General features: G+C 67.8%; 20 protein-coding genes and 1 pseudogene. 8 read left to right on the plus strand and 13 right to left on the minus strand.

Going from position 1 to position 18311, the window contains the following annotated elements:
* Positions 1-246 precede the first annotated feature (246 nt).
* The 8 genes from LKD76_RS03475 to LKD76_RS03510 form a co-directional block, all read right to left on the minus strand.
* Positions 247-1095: a polyphosphate kinase 2 family protein gene (locus LKD76_RS03475; protein WP_227979483.1), complete on the minus strand. Its 849-nt coding sequence runs from the start codon at positions 1093-1095 to the stop codon at positions 247-249.
* A gap of 53 nt (positions 1096-1148) precedes the next feature.
* Positions 1149-1874, minus strand: coding sequence for an ESX secretion-associated protein EspG (locus LKD76_RS03480; RefSeq protein WP_227979484.1), 726 nt, complete (start codon positions 1872-1874; stop codon positions 1149-1151).
* Positions 1874-2446 (minus strand): hypothetical protein, encoded by a 573-nt coding sequence (locus LKD76_RS03485; RefSeq protein ID WP_227979485.1) that lies wholly within the window; start codon positions 2444-2446, stop codon positions 1874-1876. The genes LKD76_RS03480 and LKD76_RS03485 overlap by 1 nt, the downstream gene beginning before the upstream one ends.
* Positions 2436-2843: a hypothetical protein gene (locus LKD76_RS03490; RefSeq protein WP_227979486.1), complete on the minus strand. Its 408-nt coding sequence runs from the start codon at positions 2841-2843 to the stop codon at positions 2436-2438. Before LKD76_RS03490 ends, LKD76_RS03485 begins: the two co-directional genes overlap by 11 nt.
* Before the next feature lie 139 nt (positions 2844-2982).
* Positions 2983-3621 carry a class I SAM-dependent methyltransferase gene (locus LKD76_RS03495; RefSeq protein ID WP_227979487.1) on the minus strand — a complete coding sequence of 213 codons (639 nt, stop codon included), beginning with the start codon at positions 3619-3621 and terminating at the stop codon, positions 2983-2985.
* Positions 3622-3625: 4 nt separating this feature from the next.
* Positions 3626-4876: a saccharopine dehydrogenase family protein gene (locus LKD76_RS03500; protein ID WP_227985073.1), complete on the minus strand. Its 1251-nt coding sequence runs from the start codon at positions 4874-4876 to the stop codon at positions 3626-3628.
* A gap of 19 nt (positions 4877-4895) precedes the next feature.
* Entirely contained in the window at positions 4896-6341 is a 1446-nt protein-coding gene (locus tag LKD76_RS03505; RefSeq protein WP_227979488.1) for an ABC1 kinase family protein, read from the minus strand.
* Between the two features lie 148 nt (positions 6342-6489).
* Positions 6490-7212: a TetR/AcrR family transcriptional regulator gene (locus LKD76_RS03510; protein WP_227979489.1), complete on the minus strand. Its 723-nt coding sequence runs from the start codon at positions 7210-7212 to the stop codon at positions 6490-6492.
* Positions 7213-7533: 321 nt separating this feature from the next.
* Here LKD76_RS03510 and LKD76_RS03515 point away from each other — a divergent pair, with 321 nt between their 5' ends.
* From LKD76_RS03515 to LKD76_RS03540, 6 genes and pseudogenes are all read left to right on the plus strand, one after another.
* Positions 7534-8790, plus strand: a complete 1257-nt coding sequence (locus LKD76_RS03515; protein ID WP_227985074.1) for a DUF445 domain-containing protein — start codon at positions 7534-7536, stop codon at positions 8788-8790.
* Positions 8791-8896: 106 nt separating this feature from the next.
* A pseudogene (locus LKD76_RS03520) lies at positions 8897-9310 on the plus strand (helix-turn-helix domain-containing protein); the annotation flags it as partial.
* A gap of 233 nt (positions 9311-9543) precedes the next feature.
* Complete coding sequence (locus LKD76_RS03525) at positions 9544-10230, plus strand: heparin-binding hemagglutinin (protein WP_227979490.1); 687 nt, start codon at positions 9544-9546, stop codon at positions 10228-10230.
* 115 nt (positions 10231-10345) lie between these two features.
* The gene (locus LKD76_RS03530; protein WP_227979491.1) at positions 10346-10642 is read left to right on the plus strand and encodes a DUF2516 family protein; all 297 of its coding nucleotides are present in this window, start codon (positions 10346-10348) and stop codon (positions 10640-10642) included.
* 84 nt (positions 10643-10726) lie between these two features.
* Positions 10727-11755: an alpha/beta fold hydrolase gene (locus LKD76_RS03535; protein ID WP_227979492.1), complete on the plus strand. Its 1029-nt coding sequence runs from the start codon at positions 10727-10729 to the stop codon at positions 11753-11755.
* 199 nt (positions 11756-11954) lie between these two features.
* Positions 11955-12992, plus strand: coding sequence for an alpha/beta fold hydrolase (locus tag LKD76_RS03540; protein ID WP_227979493.1), 1038 nt, complete (start codon positions 11955-11957; stop codon positions 12990-12992).
* A gap of 215 nt (positions 12993-13207) precedes the next feature.
* Here LKD76_RS03540 and purU read toward each other — a convergent pair whose 3' ends face one another.
* The gene (purU, locus tag LKD76_RS03545; RefSeq protein ID WP_227979494.1) at positions 13208-14095 is read right to left on the minus strand and encodes a formyltetrahydrofolate deformylase; all 888 of its coding nucleotides are present in this window, start codon (positions 14093-14095) and stop codon (positions 13208-13210) included.
* Between the two features lie 109 nt (positions 14096-14204).
* On the opposite strand from purU, the gene deoC reads away from it, so the two are divergent.
* The gene (deoC, locus tag LKD76_RS03550) at positions 14205-14873 is read left to right on the plus strand and encodes a deoxyribose-phosphate aldolase (RefSeq protein WP_227979495.1); all 669 of its coding nucleotides are present in this window, start codon (positions 14205-14207) and stop codon (positions 14871-14873) included.
* Between the two features lie 4 nt (positions 14874-14877).
* Here deoC and LKD76_RS03555 read toward each other — a convergent pair whose 3' ends face one another.
* Positions 14878-15636: an LmeA family phospholipid-binding protein gene (locus tag LKD76_RS03555; RefSeq protein ID WP_227979496.1), complete on the minus strand. Its 759-nt coding sequence runs from the start codon at positions 15634-15636 to the stop codon at positions 14878-14880.
* 115 nt (positions 15637-15751) lie between these two features.
* Between LKD76_RS03555 and LKD76_RS03560 the strand changes: the two genes are divergently transcribed.
* On the plus strand, positions 15752-16390 hold the full coding sequence (locus tag LKD76_RS03560) for a hypothetical protein (RefSeq protein WP_227979497.1): 639 nt from the start codon (positions 15752-15754) through the stop codon (positions 16388-16390).
* Positions 16391-16403: 13 nt separating this feature from the next.
* Here the strand turns inward: LKD76_RS03560 and LKD76_RS03565 are convergent, their stop codons facing one another.
* The 3 genes from LKD76_RS03565 to LKD76_RS03575 form a co-directional block, all read right to left on the minus strand.
* The gene (locus LKD76_RS03565) at positions 16404-17207 is read right to left on the minus strand and encodes a class I SAM-dependent methyltransferase (protein WP_308188608.1); all 804 of its coding nucleotides are present in this window, start codon (positions 17205-17207) and stop codon (positions 16404-16406) included.
* Positions 17204-17719, minus strand: coding sequence for a DUF2505 domain-containing protein (locus LKD76_RS03570; protein WP_227979498.1), 516 nt, complete (start codon positions 17717-17719; stop codon positions 17204-17206). Before LKD76_RS03570 ends, LKD76_RS03565 begins: the two co-directional genes overlap by 4 nt.
* Positions 17720-17800: 81 nt before the next feature.
* Positions 17801-18286, minus strand: a complete 486-nt coding sequence (locus tag LKD76_RS03575) for a DUF2505 domain-containing protein (protein ID WP_227979499.1) — start codon at positions 18284-18286, stop codon at positions 17801-17803.
* Between the last annotated feature and the right edge of the window lie 25 nt (positions 18287-18311).

Here is an 18311-nt window from a genome sequence, read left to right on the forward strand (position 1 = left end):
GACGAGCGACATCGGTGTTGTGCGGCCGGCTGCCGCCTGCGATCGTACGGGCCGCCCGCCGAGCCGTCGCGGTGCCGCCGTGTCGGCGGCGTCCGCCGCACGGCGCAGCACACGGCACACTCGGCCCACATGATTCCCGGTGAACCTGAGAGATCGCCCAGATTCGCGGCGAATACCCCGTTCGGGGTGACCTCGGTCGCAGTGCGGCCGTGGCGCGGACCATACGAATCGCGCGAATGTCCCCGGTCAGCTCGCCGCGAGCCGGGTCAATTCGGCCTCGACGTCGAAGTGCGGTTTCGGCCAGCTCAGTTCCAGGCCCTCCAGCGCCTGAATGAGCAGTTCGGTGATCGCGAGGCGCGAGAACCATTTGCGGTCGGCGGGGATCACGTACCACGGCGCGTAATCGGTATCGGTGCGATCCAGCATGTCCTGGTAGGCCTGCTGATATTCCGGCCACTTGGCCCGCTCACCGATATCGTTCGGATCGAACTTCCAGTATTTGTCGGGACGTTCGAGTCGCTGGGTGAGCCGCCGTTTCTGTTCGTCCAGGGAGACGAACATCGCGACCTTCACGATGGTGGTGCCGCCCTCGACGAGTTCGCGTTCGAACTCGTTGATCTCCTCGTAGCGTTGCTCGCACTCCGCTCGCTCGATCAGGTTGTGGACTCGGACCACCAGCACGTCCTCGTAGTGGGAGCGATCGAAGACGCCGATCTGGCCGCCACCGGGCAACTGCCGCCGGATTCGCCACAGATAGTGGTGTGCGCGCTCCTCCTCGGTCGGCACGCCGAAGGCGGCGTGCCGCACGCCCTGCGGATCGACCGCGCCGATGACATGGCGCACCACGCCGCCCTTCCCCGCGGTGTCCATGCCTTGCAGTATCAGCAGCAGATTGCGCCGGTCGCCGGAGCGGCCGTTGGCGAACAGCAACTCCTGCAGATCGGAGAGCACCCGGCCGCGTTCGGCCAGCAACTCCTCGCCGACCTTCTTGTCCGCGGTGAATCCCGGGGTGCCGGCCGGATCATAGGAGTCGAGCCGCACCCCGGTGGCTCGCAATGCGGTGGAGGCAGATTCGGTCCACGGAGATTTCGCCATAACAGTCGAGTATGGTCGGCGGCCCCGTTCCCCGGCGGCGATCGCACAGCGTGTCAGCCGATTCCGGCCAGCCGGGTCAACTGGGCGGCGAATTCCGCGTCGTCGACCGGAGTCAGCACCAGTTCGGCGGCGGTGGTGAGCAGATATCGGCCGTCCCCGCTGATATCGAGCCAGGTCCGGTGCCGGGTCGGTGGCGACATCGGGTTGTCCGGCGCGACCGTGACGGTGATGAAGCCGCGCGAATCGACCGGCGCGCGCAGCTTCCGCCGGAATCGCGCGGCGCCCGGAGCCGGTGGTGCGGTGATGTCTCCGCCCGGCCGCACGTCGGCGGCGGCGTCCAGAACCGCCTGCTGTGGTTCGCGCATCGGCCCGGACTGTCCGGCCGGTGCAGAGCCGATCGCGGCGACCAGCCGTTCGCCCAGACCGCGGGCATGGCACACCAGCACGGTGACGGCCTCGGGCCGCGCGATCAGCACGGCGGCATGCCGATGGACCACCGCGGCGAAGGCGAGGATCCGCTCCTGATTCTCGGCGGGATGTGAGCGCTGTCCGGAGACGGTGACGGTGGTGGCGTCCGGGCGGGTGCACAGCACCAGCGCGGCGGTGAGGTCGGGATCGGTATTGCGCAGGTAGCGGGTGCGCAAACCCAGTGCGGCGTATTCGGATTCGGAGCGCACGGTGGATTCCGGAATCATGTTCACCGGATAGGGCCTGCGGTCGAGATCGGTTTCGGTGGCCCAGACGTGGGCGAACTCGTCGGGGGTCAGCACCCACTTCACTACGGGTGACCCCCACCCGGATCCGGTTGTGGCGCAGGCGTGAATCGTGGCACCCGATCGCCGGAGGCGACCAGGGTGTGGTTGTAGCGGAAGGTCATGATGTCGCGGGCATCGGCCAGGGCCGCCGCGGCGGCGATATCGTGCGCCATCCGGCGGATGCCGCCGTGCACCGCCTCGGCGATCGGGTCGGCCAGCGGCAGATAGGTTCGCGGCGCCGGCAGTGCGTCCCGGATCGATTGCGCGGCTTCGGCATTGGATTCCATCAACCGGTGGATCCGGGTACAGACGGCGGCCACGGCGGTGCCCTGGGCGACGAACGCGTCGGTGGCCGGTTCGGCCGCAGCGCGGGCCCGGCCGGACCAGCGCTCGAATTCGCCGCGCGTCGCGTCCGCGAAGGTGCGGAAGGCCGCTCCGACCGTGTCCGCCTGTTGCTGCCAGCCCTGTGCCACCTCGCCGAGTGCGGCGGGGTCCAGTGCCTCGTGCACCAGATCCCACAGCTGGTCGTGGCTGTAGCCGCCGTAGACCTCCCGATCGGTGACGAAGGGCGGATCGACGCTCGACTCATCCGCCACGAGTGGCCCCCGAGTCCGGACGGATCAGTGCCAGCGCCGCTCGATTGGCCGCCTCGGCCTCGTCGAAATGCTTGCCCGCGGCCAGGTACGCGGCCTTCATCAGCAATGCGGTCTGCTGGAACGCGGTGACGGTATCGAGGAATTCGCCACCCTTGGCGGAGAATCCGCGCGCCAGGGCCCGCCCGGAGGTGAGGTCGCCGAATCCGCGCACCGATGTCAGTGAGGCGGAACCGGTGCGGGCCGCCTGCAGATCCTCCACCAGCCGGTCACAGGCCGCCGCCAGATTGCGGGCGGTGTCCTCGGCGATCTCGAACGTTCCGGATCCGGAGCCTCCGGAACCCGTTGCCGCCGCATACAATTCGCGAGCCGCCCGCTGGCCGGTCTCCGGAATCGGCACGTCCGTGCTCCCCTTCCGCCCGAGTGATTCCCCGTCGACGACCTTAGCGGAACCGGGCGCGCGCGAGCCGGGCGAGGCGTTGTGACTACCCACATCGGCCGTGAGTGAATAGTTGTAATTTACTGTGTCGCGGCCATTTTCAGTCGTCGTCGGCGCCGGCACGGGCGCTGACGTACTGCAGCAGGCCGTGCACTTCCTGCTCGATCTCGACCAGCCCGGCCGCGGCGAACAGCCGGGGGAAGGTATCGATATCGAAGACCCGGAGGCCGCCCGCCCCGCCGACGATGTTCGACACCTGACCCACCCATCCGTGCGGGCGATGGCTGGTGCTGATGGCGATCCGGCCGCCGGGCGCCAGGACGCGGATCATCTCGGCCGCGGCGACCAGCGGATCGGGAATCAGGTACAGCGCGCCGAAACAGCACACGGCGTCGAAACTGTTGTCGGGAAAGGGAAGCCGACGGGCGTCGGCGCGTACATAGCCGGCCTTGACCCCGGCGTTGTCGGCTACCGCCTGGCGTAGCATCGGCACCGAGTAGTCGACGCCCACCGCGAAGCCGTCGCCGACATGTTCGCTCAGGTAGTGCGTGAAATTGCCCGGCCCGCAGGCGATGTCGAGCACCCGGTCGCCCGGGCCCAGGCGCAGTGTCCGGACCGCGTCGTGCCGATCCGCCCGCATGGTGCGCCCGGTGGCCAGCAGAAAACTGGTCGGCCGCCACGCGCGTTCGTAGAGCAGGGCGAAGACCGGATTGTTCATGGTGCGTCGCGCGAGATTCACCGGATCATCCCGCCCGTTCGACCTCGATCGTCAGTCCGGCCCGGCGGAGCCGATCGGTGAGCGGATCGCCCATGGCCGAGGCCGGGGTGAGAATGCCCGCCAGATCCGGTAATTCGTCGAATGCCAGGCACAGTCCCGCTTCGCCGAGCATGACCGCGGTGGCCTGGTAGCCGGGGTCGCCCTTTCCCGAGAAGGTGCAGACGTACTTCGCCCCGGATGTGGTGTCGGCGAAGGTCTTCATCCGGAACCAGCCCTTGTGCCGGGTCTCGGCGCTGGGACCGGTACCCGGCTTGGGCAGGACCCGATCGAGCAGCCGGCGACCGGCCGAGACCCGCGACAGCAGCGCTCCGGCGGTCATGGTCGCGACGATGCCACCGGCCATACCGGCGGCGACCAGCGGTGACGCGGCCGAGGAGCCGGCGCTCATCACCTCGCGGTACCGGAAGTTCTTGCCGTAGACCCAGCCGAGCAGGCCGTTGCTGCGCCGTACGATCTTGGTGTTGTGCGCGGCCATCACGAAGGTCGCCACCCAGCCGTCGAGACTCGGGTCGATCGCGGAGGCCCGCGAGAGCGCCTGATCGGTCTGGCGGCCGACATCGGGCTCCATCGCCTGGTCCGGACTCAGCGAATACGGATGCGACAGTACCGATCCCTTGGCCGGATCGGCGGCGATGGCTTCCATCATGGCGCGGCCGGAATCGATGGTGCCGCCGCTGACACCGCCCGACAGCCAGGCCACCAGTGTGGTGTCGGTGAGCTCGCCGGTGTTGTCCTCGACCGAGCGGCGGTAGAGCCGGTACACGCTCAGATCCGACGGAATCGAGTCGTAGCCACAGGAGTTCACGATTTTGGCTCCGGTTTCGGCGGCTCGCTCGCCGAACCGGTCCATACATTCCCGGATGTAGAGCGGTTCACCGGTCAGATCCGCGTAGTGGGTGCCGGCGTTCGCGCAGGCCTGCGCGAGCGGCAGGCCGTAGCGCAGATACGGACCGACCGTGGTGACCACGACCTTGGTGCGGGCCGCGAGGGCGTCGAGGGCGACCTGGTCGGAGGAGTCGGCGACCAGCAGCGGCCAGATCGCCGCGGCGCCGCCGAGTTCGTCGCGGACCGCGGTGAGCCGCTCGGGGGACCGGCCCGCGAGTGCGATCCGGGCACCGGCGGGGGCGGCCTCGGCCAGATACTGCGCGGTGAGCCTGCCGACGAACCCCGTCGCGCCGAACAGTACGAGGTCGAATTCCCTGTCCGTCATGTCAATCCCATTCTGTGCGGACGAATTACCTGGTGCCGGAACGTTTCCCGGTGGTCTTGCGTTTTCGGGCGGTGGTGCGCGCGGCGGGGGTATCCGGCAACCCGCGCCGTGCCAGCCAGGCATGATGCTCCTTGCCCAGGTCGGTGACCGGGGCATCGCCGTAGAGCCATTCCCGGGCGATCCGATGCCAGTTGGCGGTGGCCTCCAGCTGCCCGAGTACCCCGAAGGTGAGGAAATCCGCGCGCCGGGAGAACAGATGTTCCGGCGGCAGATTCTGCTGCTTCATCCCGGCGTACTCGCCGGCGCGCGGATCGACCGCGAGGACGAAGGCGCCGCTGGCCAGTTCGGGGGTGATCGTCAGGTCCTGATCGATGAGGGCCCACTCGCAGGCGGCCAGCACATATTCCAGGCAGTCCTCGGGGGTGATCTCCTCCGGGGACTCGATGATGCCGTGGTCGATCATCAACTGACGCAGATCGTCGGCGCGCTCCTCGGCGGCTGCCCGGATACAGGTCGCCTCGAACCGCACATGCTCGGGATCCATCCGGTTGAACAGGCCGAAGTCGAGGAAGGCGACGCGCCCGTCCGCGCCCAGCAGCAGATTGCCCGGATGCGGATCGCCGCAGAATTCGTTGAAGGTGAACAGGGAGCCGACGTAGAAGCGGTAGATGATCTCGCCGACCCGGTCGCGTTCGGCCCCGGGCAACTGCCGGATCTCCTCGAACCCACGTCCCGGGAAGTACTCGCTGACCAGCACGTGTGTACTCGACAGCTCGGGCATGGTGGCCGGTACCACGATGAACGGGTGGTCGGCGAACAACTCCGCCATGGCGAGCTGGGTCTGTGCCTCTGCGACGTAGTCGAGTTCACTCTCCAGATTGAGGCGCAGCTCGTCCAGGACCGCGGGCGTCACCCACGGCATCGCCGACTGCAGCACCCGGCGGAACATCGCCAGATTCTTCAGATCGGCGCGCACGGCGGTGTCGATTCCCGGGTACTGCACCTTCACCGCGACCTGACGCCCGTCGTGCAGTGTGCCTCGATAGACCTGGCCGATGGAGGCCGCCGCGATCGGTTCCGATTCGAATTCCGCGAACAGTTCGTCGAGGGATCGGCCGAAGTCCTTTTCGATGACCTCGCGCATGGTGTCGAAGGAGACCTGCGGTGCGCTGTCGCGCAGCACGGCCAGGCGGCGTTGGAAGCGTTCGCGATGTTCGGGCGGCACCAGGTCCAGGTCCAGCACCGAGAGCATCTGGCCGAGCTTCATGGCCACGCCCTTCATGGTGCCGAGCACCATGACCATCTGCTCGGTGGCGCGAATCATCGATTCCTCGGCCATGCGCGCGCGGACCGCTTCCGAGCGTCCGCGCATGGAGCGCCGCGTCTTCTGGGAACGCAGGACGTTGCCGGCGACCGCCACGCCCAGTTTCGTCCCCCGCGCCAGCCGTGACGTCGGCAGCTCTTTCGCCATTGATGACCTCCGTTGGTGCCGGCACACACGGCAGGCGCGGGCGCCTCCCCGCACGGCCGGTCCTCAGCGTAACGAAGTGCGGCCCGACGGCACAGATGCGTGATCGAAGATCCGCCCGGAGGTGGATCCGGATCCGCCCGCGGGAGGATCAGCCCAGGTCGGCCTCGGGAAGCTGATGCGGTACGGCGTTGAACTTCTCCGGTGAACCACCGGCGCGCACCATGCCCTCGATCGCACTCCAGACCATCATCGACAGATGGTCGAGCATGCGATCGGCCGACATCGAGCGGTTGCTGATCCACCAGTCGGTGGCCAGCTGGACGCCGCCGACGATGACGTACGAGTACAGCAGCACACCCTCGGTATCGACGCCGCGGTCGAAGGCCTTGGTCTGCACGACCACCGACACCACGTCGGCGAACAGCTTCTCGAAATCGGCGAGGCTGGATTTATCGGTCGTCGAGGGATTGCCCATGATGAACCGGTAGACGTCGATATCGGCGTCGACGGTGTGCACGTAGGCGGCGAGTGTGTTTCGGACCAGCTGGTATTCGTCGGCGTCGTCGCTGATGGCCTCGTAGATGCGCGGCATCAGCGTGGTCTCGATGAATCGCTCCATGGTGGCGCGCGTCAAATCGGATTTATCCGAGAAATACCGGTAGAGGACGGTTTTGGAGACGCCGATCTCCGCGGCGATCTCATCCATTCCGACATCGCCGCCGCGGTTGCGAATGGCGGCGAGGGTGCCGTCGACGAGTTCTTCCCTGCGATCGATCTTGTGCTGATGCCAGCGCCGCTTGCGACCGTCCACCCGGCCGGGGCGCACCGCGGTGGTGTCGACGGCGGCGCTCGCGGCACGATGTGTGGTCATGCTCGAGTGGACTCCTGGTTACGGGGGTTGGGGACACCCCCAGCTTAAGTCCTTCGCGGAGGTGATGTTCCCGGTTCGCCGAGCCGGTGCGGGCGCTCGGCGGCGGCCCCTGGGCGGGTGCGACGGCGGGCCGCGGTGAGCAGGGGCACGGTGGCCGACACGATATTCCAGACCAGAATGGAAATCATGGAGCAATCTGCCGGCAGCGCCCCCGCCCTGGCGGACGCGAACGCGAACCCCGAAACCGGGCCGGAAGTGGGAAATGCCACACGCGCACCGGCCCGGGGTACGCCCGCGTCACCGTCGTCGTTCGCCGATCTGATGGACGAAGCCGGAAAGCGGCGCGACCTGCGCAAGATGAAAATGGTCGCGACCGGATTCCTGGTGGCCGCCACCATCGTCTACCTGATCTGCTGCTGGCTCGGTTCCCGCGGCGTCGGCGGCGACTGGATCGGCTATGTGCGCGCGGCGTCGGAGGCCGGCATGGTGGGCGCGCTGGCGGACTGGTTCGCGGTGACGGCGCTGTTCCGGCATCCGCTGGGCCTGCCGATTCCGCATACCGCGATCATCCGGAAGAAGAAGGATCAGCTGGGCACCAGCCTGGGCGATTTCGTGCGCACCAACTTCCTGTCGCCCGACACCGTCGCGACGAAGGTCCAATCGGCGCAGATCTCGTTGCGGCTGGGGACCTGGATGGCCGATCCGGACCATGCCGCGCGGGTGTCGGAGGAGTCCTCGACCATCCTGCGCGCGGTGATCGGCGCGCTGCGGGACGCCGATGTCGAGCAGGTCATCGATCAGACCATCGTCAAGCGGATCGCCGAACCGCAGTGGGGGCCGCCGATCGGGCGGGTGCTGACCGAACTGCTCGCCGAGAACCGGCAGGAGCCGTTGCTCGATCTGCTGGCCGAGCGGGCCCACCAGTGGGCGCTGGCCAGTCAGGAGACCCTCGACCGGATCGTGATGCGCGATGCGCCGTCGTGGGCGCCGAAATTCGCCAACATCCTGCTGTCGGAGAAGATCTATCGGGAATTGGTGGAATTCACCTGGAAGATTCGCTCGCAGCCCGATCACGAGGTGCGGCTGGCGGCCAACCGTTTTCTCGAGGATTTCGCCCGGGATCTGCAGTACGACGACGCCATGATCGCGAAGGCCGAACGGGTGAAGACGGAGATCATGGGCCGCGAGGAAATAACCGGAATGGCGCAGGCCACCTGGCGGGTGGCCAAACGGATGATTCTGGAATCGGCCGATGATCCGGGCTCTACATTGCGCCGGAAGGTCTCCGAGAATGTGCAGCAGCTCGGACAGCGGCTCGTCGATGAACCGGATCTGAGAAAACAAGTGGACGCTTGGGTTGAACGCGGTGTGAGATATCTCGTCGCCAACTACGGTTCCGAGATCGCGGCCCTGATCAGCGACACGGTTGCCCGCTGGGACGCCGATGAGGCGAGTCGCAAGATCGAATTGCAGGCGGGACGCGATCTGCAATTCATCCGCATCAATGGAACGGTCGTCGGATCGCTTGCCGGACTGGCGATTTACGCCGTATCGCATTTACTCTTCCCGGGCTTCTAGCGCCTGGTGCTGAACGTTTGCCGAAATAGTGCTAGCAGGGGTGCTTGCAAGAGTTAGCACCCTCACTTAGAATCGACCGTACAACCGCCGGAAGGTGAGCAGTGTGATGGCACAGGAACCAGAGGTTTCCGACCGGAACACCGGGGAATCCGCAGAGACGTCTGGGGTTCCCGGAGACCGGGTGGGCCGCGTAGCCAACGCGGCGCACGACATCGGAGGCTTCATCCGGGCGCAGCGGGAGGCCGCTCAGGTCTCGCTGCGTCAGCTCGCGCAGCTGGCGGGGGTGAGTAATCCGTACTTGAGTCAGATCGAGCGCGGATTGCGCAACCCGTCCGCCGAGGTTCTCACGCAGATCGCCAAGGGTCTGCGGGTCTCCTCGGAGGTCTTGTACGTCCGGGCCGGTTACCTCGAACAGAGGGCGCACAGCCCGGTCCGGGACGCTCTGCTGGCCGATACCGGAATTACGGAGCGGCAGAAGCAGGTGCTCCTGGATATCTACGAATCGTTCCACCGGGAAAACGCGGGGAACGACATCGGAGGGGACGTCTCGGAGTCCGTGCAGGGGGAATCCGAGGGGGGCGTTCCCGGGGGGAGCAGGGGCGGTGTTCCCGAGAGGGGCAGCGTCTCCGAGCCCGAGTCCCCTGTCGGGCCCAGTGGGCCCGAGGACTCGAGTTCGAGGGACAAAGAGGTTCCGCACCATGCCACCGATGGCAGCACTACCGAAGTTCCGCCACGCCAGGAGAACGAACAAATATGACCCAGCCCAACGTCACTGTGACCAAGCCGATCTACGCGACCGTCGGAGCCGGTGACGCGCTCTACGCGGCGGTCAACGACATCGTCGACCGCGTCCGCGATCGCGCCGCCACCGTCGATGTGAACACCCGCGTCGAGGAGGCGCGCGAGCGCCTGTCGAATCTTCCCGCCGATGTGCAGGATCAGATCGAGACGCTGCGCGGCCGCCTCTCCGGCCTGCCGTCCGAACTGCCGGACGACCTGGCCGAGCTGCGTGAGCGCTTCACCTCGGAGGAGCTGCGCAAGCTGGTCGACCAGTACTACCGCCAGCTCGTGGATCTGTATTCGGATCTGGCCGTGCGCGGTGAGGAGACCGTCGACCGGCTGCGTTCGAACCCGGGCTTCGACGAGCGCTTCGACAAGGTCGAGGGCATCTACAGCGATGTCGTGACCCGTGCCGAGGACGTGCTGAACAAGGTGTCCGATCAGGCCCGCGGCCTGCTGGGCAAGGCCACCGAGGAGGTCGAGGAGGCCGCCGCGGTCGTCGACGCCGAGGTCGTCGCGGTGACCAGCGAGGCCACCGCCGATCCGGTCGCGGAGGAGTCGGTCGCCCCGGCGAAGAAGGCCCCGGCCAAGAAGGCTCCCGCCAAGAAGGCCCCGGCCAAGGCTCCCGCCGCCAAGAAGACCACTCCGGCCAAGAAGTAACTCGGCCGCAGAAGAAAACCGGCCGAGGGGTAATCCGGATCCGATCCACGGAACCGGGTGCACCGGAGACCGCAACGCCCGCATGCGCCTGCCGTATGCGGGCGTTGCTCCTATCATGGGTGCTGTGTATCAGCTGACTAGTGCGATCCTGTGGCTGCTGTGGCTCGCCGCGATGGCGGCGACCATCTTCGCGCTGGTCCACGCGATTCGCCAGCGTTCCGACGCCTTCACCGCCGTCGACAAACTCACCAAGCCCATCTGGGTATCGATTCTCGCCGTCGCGCTGGGGTTTCTGCTCCTGGCCCGAACTCCGGTCGGATTGCTGGGTATCGCGGCGGTGATCGCCACCGGTATCTATCTGGCCGATGTGCGGCCCAAGGTCGACGAAATCCAGCGAGGTCCGCGCTGGTAGGCGGGCACGCCGCCCGCTTGCACTAGCAAGCATCCACTCCTTCGGGTTACTGTATCGATCAGTAACACACAAAGGAGTGTTGTCATGCAGGCAACGTTGCCCCCCTTGCTGGCGGCAATCATGGAGCGGATCCGTGGGCTGTTCAGCGCTCACCGCGCCGATCTGCGCACGCGGTCCTACGGCCTGCCCGCGCTGAACCCGCCTGCCGCGCCCTGTGCGGTGAGCTCGGTGACCGCGAGTGACGGCGCCCGGCTGCGGGTGCACAGCTACGGGTCCGCCGAGGGTGAGGCGATCGTGCTGGTGCACGGCTGGACCTGCTGCCTCGAGTACTGGAATCCGCAGATCAACGCCTTCGCCGACGATTACCGCGTCATCGCCTACGACGTGCGCGGCCACGGGGAGAGCGAATCCGGCTCCGCCGACCTGACCACCGATCTGCTGGCCGACGATCTGGCCGCCGTCCTCGACGCGACGCTGCGTCCCGGGCAGCGCGCGGTCCTGGTCGGCCACAGCCTGGGCGGCATGACCATCCAGGCGTGGGCGGGGCGCTATCCCGAACAGGTCGCCCGGCGCGCGGATGCGGTGGTGCTGGCCAATACCGCTTCCGGTGACCTCATCGCCGAGACCACCGTGGTGCCGCGGTTCAACCGCGGCCCGCTGGCGCTGCCGTTCCCGATCGGCCGCCTCGGCCTCGGGCTGCCGCTGATACTGCCGCCGATCGAGCCGGTGAAGTGGATCTTCCGCCGCCAGATCATGAGTCTGGCCACGACCGGTGACGTCGCCGATTTCGGCTTGGCGATCGTGCGGTCCTGCCCGGCGATGGTCCGCTCCCGCTTCGGTTTTCTGCTGGCCGAACTGGCACTGCAGAGCTGTCCCGGCTGCGTGACGGTCCCGACGACGGTGATCGCCGGCTCGGCCGACGATATGACGCCGCCGGTGCACTCCGAGCGGATCGCCGAGGCGCTGCGCTCCGTGGGCGCGCTGCGCCGGATGGTGGTGCTGCCCACCGGTCATCTCGGCACCGTCGAGGCGCACGAGGCGTTCAACGACGAACTCGCCGAGGTCCTCGCCGAGACCTATTCGTCGGGCTACGCGCGTGAGGCCACGGCCTGAGCGTCGCCCGGTGGCGCTCGGCGGCGCCGCGACGACAACCGGGAGAATGCGATTTTCGCTCGCGATCGTGAATGTGGTTGAGCGTAATGGGTATTCGACTAGCGGGTGTGGGAGCGGGAACCGTCGCGAGAACGCGGGCGGAGGCGTATTCGGTCACTGCTTGCACTAGCAAGCACCCTTGCTAGCAAGGTAATGTGCGATGGGACACAAAGGAGTGCTCATGCTGGTGAACCTGCCCGAGAACGTTGCCGATCTGTGGACCGGCGCAGGGGCTCTGACCGGCGGTTTTCGTGCGAAACTGCGTTCTCGTCGCTATCGCACTGCCGACCTGAATTCCGTACCCGATCCCGAGGTCGTCACCGTCACCACCGCCGACGGGGCCCGGCTGCGGGTCCACTCCTACGGTCCGGCCGACGGCGATGTGATCGTGTTCATCCACGGCTGGTCCTGCTGCCTGGAGTACTGGAATCCACAGCTCAACGCCTTCGCCCGCGATCATCGCGTCATCGCCTTCGATCAGCGCGGGCACGGTGCGAGCACGCTGGGAGCGCGCCCGTTCGACGCCGAGCAGCTGGCCGACGATCTGTCCGATGTCCTGGACGCGGTGCTCCCGGCGGGACGTAAGGCCGTACTGGTCGGGCACAGCATGGGCGGCATCACCATTCAGGCGTGGGCGAAATTCCACCCGGATCAGGTAGCGCGGCGGGCGAGCGCAGCCCTGCTGCTGACCACGACCGCCGGAGATATCGCGGCCGAGACCCGCGTGCTGCCGATCTTCAACGACATCATCCCGGCGCCCGCCTGGCTGGGCCGCGCGCTGTTCGGCCAGCCGGTGCCCTTCCCCGCCGGTTCGCCGGTGCGTGGGATCTTCAAGGCGCGCATCATGAATCGGTACGCCACCGCCGATCAGGTCGACTTCGGGCTGTCGATCGTGCGCTCCTGCCGGCCGCTGGTGCGGGCGAAATTCGCGCTGGCGCTGATCGAACTCGAAATCCACGGCGCCGCGGCGAGTCTGCGCGTGCCGACCAGTGTGGTCGCCGGCGCCTACGACAACCTGCTGCCGGAGAACATGTCCCGCAAGATCGCCGAGGAACTCGCGGCGGCCGGGAACCTGGATCGCTATTCGGTGCTCGCCACCGGACATCTGGCGAATATCGAGGCCGCCGCCGAATTCAACGCCGAACTTCGCAGACTGATGGAGGCCGGCCGGCGCGGTCGCCACGCCGTCGCCGGCTGACGGCACGACGGCGGCCCGGTGGCCGGGACTGGACGTACTCGCGTCGCGGGTGCATCCTGATGACCCACGGTCGGAACGGGGAGTCGCCACGGATTTTGTCGCCGCGGAGCCGCACGGTCGGCTGCCGCGCGGTACAGACGGCAACACGATGCTGAATCGTGTTGTCCGCCAAGGCCGGTCAAGGGCGCCCGGTCTTGGCCCGCCGCATCCCACGGCTAGGAGAAGACGACGGTGCGGCGTCCGTGGACCAGTACCCGCCCTTCCAGATGCCAGCGCAGTCCGCGCGCGAGTACCACCCGCTCGATATCGCGGCCCTGCCGGACCAGATCGCGCGCGGTATCGGCATGGTCGATACGGGTGACGTCCTGTTCGATGATCGGCCCGGCATCCAGCTCCGGCGTCACATAGTGGCAGGTGGCGCCGATCAGCTTCACTCCGCGCGCATAGGCCTGATGATAGGGACGGGCACCCACGAACGAGGGCAGGAAGCTGTGATGGATGTTCAGTGCGCGCCCGGCCCAGTGCTCACACAGTTCGGCCGGTAGCACCTGCATGAACCGGGCCAGCACCACCGCATGCGGATCGAAGGAGTCGGTCAGCTCCCGGACCCGTTCGAAGGCCGGGCCGCGTTCGGCCGGATCGGCGGGGAAGGGCACGTGATGGAAGGCGATGCCGTGCGCCCGGGTCATCTCGCCCAGATCGGGATGATTGCCGATCACCGCCTCGATGGTCGCGGGCAGCTCGCCGCTGGCCGCGCGGCCCAGCAGATCGTGCAGGCAGTGCCCGTCCCGGCTGACCAGGATCACGGCCCGGCGGCGCCGACCGGAATCCAGCAGCTGCCATTCGGTCTGCGGTCCCAGTTCGCCGGCCAGGACGGTGAAGCGTTCACGCAGTTCCTCGAGCTCGAAGGGCACGGTCGAGGCCGCGACGGCCTGGCGGGTGAAGAACCAGCCGGAATCGGTGTCCGAGTGATACCCGGCCTCCACGATCGAGCCGCCGAGATCGGCGATGAACGAGGTGATGCGGGCGATGATGCCCGGCCGGTCGGGACAGCCCAGGCTCAGGACGAAACGACGGTCATCGGCGGACGCAGTGCCATTCATGGCGACGATCCTCGCAGGTCGTTCCCCGTTCGGCGGCGCCACCCGGGCCCTCGTGCCGTAATCCGGTCCGGCCTGGTCGAATTCGCGGGCTGTGCCAGACTGTGTGCTCATGGCTGCCCCCGCATCGCTCACCCGTGCCCAGGTCGCGTCGATGATCGACCACACCCTGCTCGCTCCGGAGGCCACGCCCGGCGATGTCGCGGCCACCGTCGAGACGGCCCGGGAACTCGGGGTGTACGCGGTCTGCCTGTCGCCGTCGATGCTGCCGGTGGAGGCGCCGGGGCTGGTGGTGGCGACCGTCGCGGGCTTCCCGTCCGGAAAGCACCACTCGCTGGTGAAGGGCACCGAGGCCAGATTCGCGGTGGAGCAGGGCGCCGCCGAGGTCGATATGGTCATCGATATCGGCGCGGCGATCGCCGGTGACTACAACGCGGTGCTGGCCGATATCGTCACCGTCCGCGAGGCCGTCGAGGATCATGCGGTGCTCAAGGTGATCATCGAATCCGCCGCGCTGTCCGATGCCGCGATCGTCGAGGTGTGCCGGGTCGCCGAACGCGCGGGCGCCGATTTCGTGAAGACCTCCACCGGATTTCACCCGGCGGGCGGCGCCGAGGCGCGAGCGGTGCGCTTGATGGCCGACACCGTCGGTGGCCGGCTCGGCATCAAGGCCAGCGGTGGTATCCGGACCGCCGAGGCGGCGGCCGAACTGATCGCCGCGGGCGCGACCCGGCTGGGCCTGTCCCGTTCGGCCGACGTGCTCGCGGGCTTCCCGGACTAGCGGATCAGCACCGGACGTCGTCGCCGCCGGCCTGCAGAGTGGTGGCACCGCCGCGCAGTGCGACCGCGATGCCGTTGTCGGTGACCTTCACCTGGGTGGGCTGCATCCCCATCGGGTAGTTCTGCAGGCTCTGGGTCATCGACTGCACGATGCTGTCGACCAGGTCGGTGGGCAGGCCCAAGCCGAACAGCTGGGCGGACTGGGTGCTGACCTCGATGCGGTTGTCCACGATGTGCGGCTGCACCTTCAGATCGGCCAGGCCGCCCAGCACCTTCACATCGAGGGTGCCGCTGCCGGGATCGGATTCCACCCCGGACACCAGACCGGTCAGGGTCTGCGCGATACCTTCGTTGCTCCAGGTCGCGTCGGCGGAGCTGCTGCCGATCTTCGCGCCGCCTCGGCCGTTGTCGATCATCTGGATGTCGTTGACCCGGGCGTGGACCTTCATATCCACCGCGGGACCGAATTTCGAATCGTCGCTGTCGACGGTGACGTATTGGACCTTGTGGTCGACGGCCGTGAGCAGCAACGGTTTCGGTCCGAAACCGACATCCACCTTGGAGCCGAGTTCCTTCTCCATCTGCGACGCGATGCACTGCTCGTTCTTGTGCCGGATATAGGTTTCGGCGCCGGCCGCGGTACCGACCAGCGCGAGCACGACGACGAGTCCGACGATCAAGGCGATCCGTCGCCCGTGGCGGCGTTTCGGAGCACCCGCCGGAGCAGGCGCGGGGGCCGCGGTGTCTGGAGGATTCGTACTCATGGCACCGATTCTTCCCGAGCTTTCTGAGCCCGCTCTGTGGAGCTGGTGAGGCTTGTCATGCAGAGGCGGAGCTGATTGTGACATATGGCACAGAGCTCCGGCGTAACCTGGGTCCATGTCCGCGCACGGCGCAGAGGGTCCCGGAGCAACAGGGGATCCCGAAGAGGCAGGGCCCGATGAATCCGAGCAGGGATGGTGGGTACTGCGGCAGTTGGCCGATCGGCACGCCGGATACTTCACGACGCGGATAGCGCTGCGTGCCGGATGTGAGCGCCGGGTCCGCGGCGCCCTGGCCGACGGGTCGGTGGTCCGCGCGGGGCTCGGCATCCTGCGCATGGCCGACTGGCCCGACGGCCCGCTCGACGAATACGCGATGTGGTCGGCGTGGTTCGACGGCGCCGCGGCGGTCTCTCATCAGAGCGCGGCCGAATTGCACGGGCTGGGCCGGCTGCGGCCGCGATTCCTCCATCTGTCCGCGAGCGCGGGCCGTCCGCCCGTCGCGCCACGGCTGGTGGTGCTGCGCCGCGATCTGCATCGCGGCGATGTGGAATCGGCCGGGACATTCCTGGTGACCACACCGGTGCGGACCGTCCTCGATCTCGCCGAAACCGGTATCGGGCAGGGGGCGCTGGACGAGGTGGTCGCCGACGCGGTGGCGATCGATCGATGCATCCCCGCCGAAATCGGTTCGGCGAGCAGACATCTGCCGCCGCGCGCCGCCGCGCGGATCCGGCGCGCGCTGGCGGCGGTGTGACCCCGCTACCGGATCACGCCGGTCGGACGCACTCCCACGGCACCGTCAGTACACAGTCGCGCATCCGCCGCCGGTAGTTCCGCAGCGGAAAACCCTGCTCCCGCAGCAGTTCCGCCGCCGCCCGCCAGCGCACCCGCGGCCCGTACACCGCCATCGGCGCGGCATGGGCCCACGCTCGATCGGCCGCGGTGAGCAGCGCGTGAATGCGTTCGCCGCGAATATTGCGGTGGATCAACGCCTTCGGCAGCCGTTCGGCGATATCGGACGGCTTGTCGACGGTGAAGGGGTCCCAGGCCAGGGTCAACGAGATCGGGCCGTCGCGATCCAGCAGGATCCAGGCGCAGCGGCGGCCCAATTCGTCGCAGGTGCCCTCGAGCAGCAGGCCCTCGGGCGCCAGACCCGCCAGGATCGTCGTCCAGGCCGACGCGACCTGCTCCTCGTCGTATTGGCGCAGGACGTTGAAGGCTCGCACCAGCACCGGGCGCAGGCCGGCCAGTTCGAATCCACCGCGGGCGAATCGCACCCCGTCCCGGTCGGGAACCACCCGGTCGGGGTCGATCTCGAGTCCGACGACCCGGATATCGGCTCGCACCCGGCGCAGCCGAGCGGCCAGTTCCAAGGTGGTCACCGGACTCGCACCGTAGCCGAGATCGACCACCAGCGGATCGGCGGCCGCACGCAGTCGTTCGATCACCAGTGGTTCGTGGGCCAGCCAGCGGTCGCTACGGCGCAGCCGGTTGATGCCGGTCGTTCCCCGGGTGATGGCGCCCAGGGGTTTCGCACCGCGCGATTGCGGCCCGCCGGTCGGCCGGTTCAGGCCGTCGGGTGCTGCTCTTCCAGCCACTGCTGGGTGAATTCCGCCTCGGCGCGGAACAGGTCCACGAGATTGATCAGCATCATCTGCTCGAGTTTGGGGCCGAGCATGGGGATGAACACCTTCGCCACCGGCGACGTGCGCAGGGTGCAGCCGGTGTCGGTGGGGAACAGCCGCATGGTGCCGGTGAGGGTGCCGGGCCCGGCCGGGATCGCGGCGCTGAACTCACCGGAGACCTCGGGGCCGAACGGGCCGTAGCTCTCCTTGCGGGTGATGACCATGTCCTTGCGCATCACCGTCTGCGCGATCTCGGGCAGCATGTCGCGCGGCAGAATGTGGCGCACCTCGAGTTCGATGCCGTTGTCGTCGGCCTGCAGGTGGACCACTTCGTTCGGGGAGTGCTTGCGCATCTCCTCCATCCGGGCGTCCCAGTAGGCGCGGTCGGACAGCGCGGCGTACACCTCTTTGGTGGTGTGCAGCGGATAGCGAGCTGAGTAGTCGAGTCGGCGGGCCATAGAGGGCTAGGTTACTGGTCCCCGGCTGCGGCGATACGGATGCCCGGCCGCCGCCGGCCGGGCAGGGCGGTCACGCGCGGGTCAGCGATTCGCGATCCACGCATTGGTGAATTCGGTTTCCGAGGCCAGCAGCTCGAGCAGCTTCTCGGCGACGACGGCCTCGATCTTCTTGCCGAACAAAGGGACCGCGACCTCCACCGAGCCGTCGACGACGGCCTGGGAGTTGCTGTTGTCACCGGTCATGGTGACCGTGCCACGCACCTTCGCGGGCGCGCCCTCGACGTGCGCTTCGAAGATGCCCGACAGGCCCTCGTAGGTTTCGGTACGCGGAATGATCAGATCGCCGGGACGCACCGAGGTGATCGCGGCGGGCAGTTCCGAGGCCGGGATGGTCTGCACCATCTCCACCCGCAGCCGATCGCCGTCGGCGGCGAAGGAGTCCAGCCGCGCACCGGGGCCACCGACCTCCGCGATGCGGTCCTTCCAGTACTGCTCATCGGCGAGCGCAGCACGCACCACGGGGGCCGGGTGCGCGTAGTGCGCTGTGTACGCCAAGGGTGTCGCCATGGTGGGACACGCTACCGTCTTTCGA

The organism is Nocardia spumae, from assembly GCF_020733635.1.
Lineage (GTDB): Bacteria > Actinomycetota > Actinomycetes > Mycobacteriales > Mycobacteriaceae > Nocardia > Nocardia spumae.

Bases quoted from the DNA above. Each gene is read 5' to 3' on its own strand.
- LKD76_RS03530 (WP_227979491.1), top strand. From the start codon at position 10,346: ATGGGTGCTGTGTATCAGCTGACTAGTGCGATCCTGTGGCTGCTGTGG.
- LKD76_RS03555 (WP_227979496.1), bottom strand. From the start codon at position 15,636: ATGAGTACGAATCCTCCAGACACCGCGGCCCCCGCGCCTGCTCCGGCG.
- deoC (WP_227979495.1), top strand. From the start codon at position 14,205: ATGGCTGCCCCCGCATCGCTCACCCGTGCCCAGGTCGCGTCGATGATC.
- LKD76_RS03560 (WP_227979497.1), top strand. From the start codon at position 15,752: ATGTCCGCGCACGGCGCAGAGGGTCCCGGAGCAACAGGGGATCCCGAA.
- purU (WP_227979494.1), bottom strand. From the start codon at position 14,095: ATGAATGGCACTGCGTCCGCCGATGACCGTCGTTTCGTCCTGAGCCTG.
- LKD76_RS03525 (WP_227979490.1), top strand. From the start codon at position 9,544: ATGACCCAGCCCAACGTCACTGTGACCAAGCCGATCTACGCGACCGTC.
- LKD76_RS03570 (WP_227979498.1), bottom strand. From the start codon at position 17,719: ATGGCCCGCCGACTCGACTACTCAGCTCGCTATCCGCTGCACACCACC.
- LKD76_RS03575 (WP_227979499.1), bottom strand. From the start codon at position 18,286: ATGGCGACACCCTTGGCGTACACAGCGCACTACGCGCACCCGGCCCCC.
- LKD76_RS03515 (WP_227985074.1), top strand. From the start codon at position 7,534: ATGGACGAAGCCGGAAAGCGGCGCGACCTGCGCAAGATGAAAATGGTC.
- LKD76_RS03510 (WP_227979489.1), bottom strand. From the start codon at position 7,212: ATGACCACACATCGTGCCGCGAGCGCCGCCGTCGACACCACCGCGGTG.
- LKD76_RS03475 (WP_227979483.1), bottom strand. From the start codon at position 1,095: ATGGCGAAATCTCCGTGGACCGAATCTGCCTCCACCGCATTGCGAGCC.
- LKD76_RS03540 (WP_227979493.1), top strand. From the start codon at position 11,955: ATGGGACACAAAGGAGTGCTCATGCTGGTGAACCTGCCCGAGAACGTT.
- LKD76_RS03535 (WP_227979492.1), top strand. From the start codon at position 10,727: ATGCAGGCAACGTTGCCCCCCTTGCTGGCGGCAATCATGGAGCGGATC.
- LKD76_RS03505 (WP_227979488.1), bottom strand. From the start codon at position 6,341: ATGGCGAAAGAGCTGCCGACGTCACGGCTGGCGCGGGGGACGAAACTG.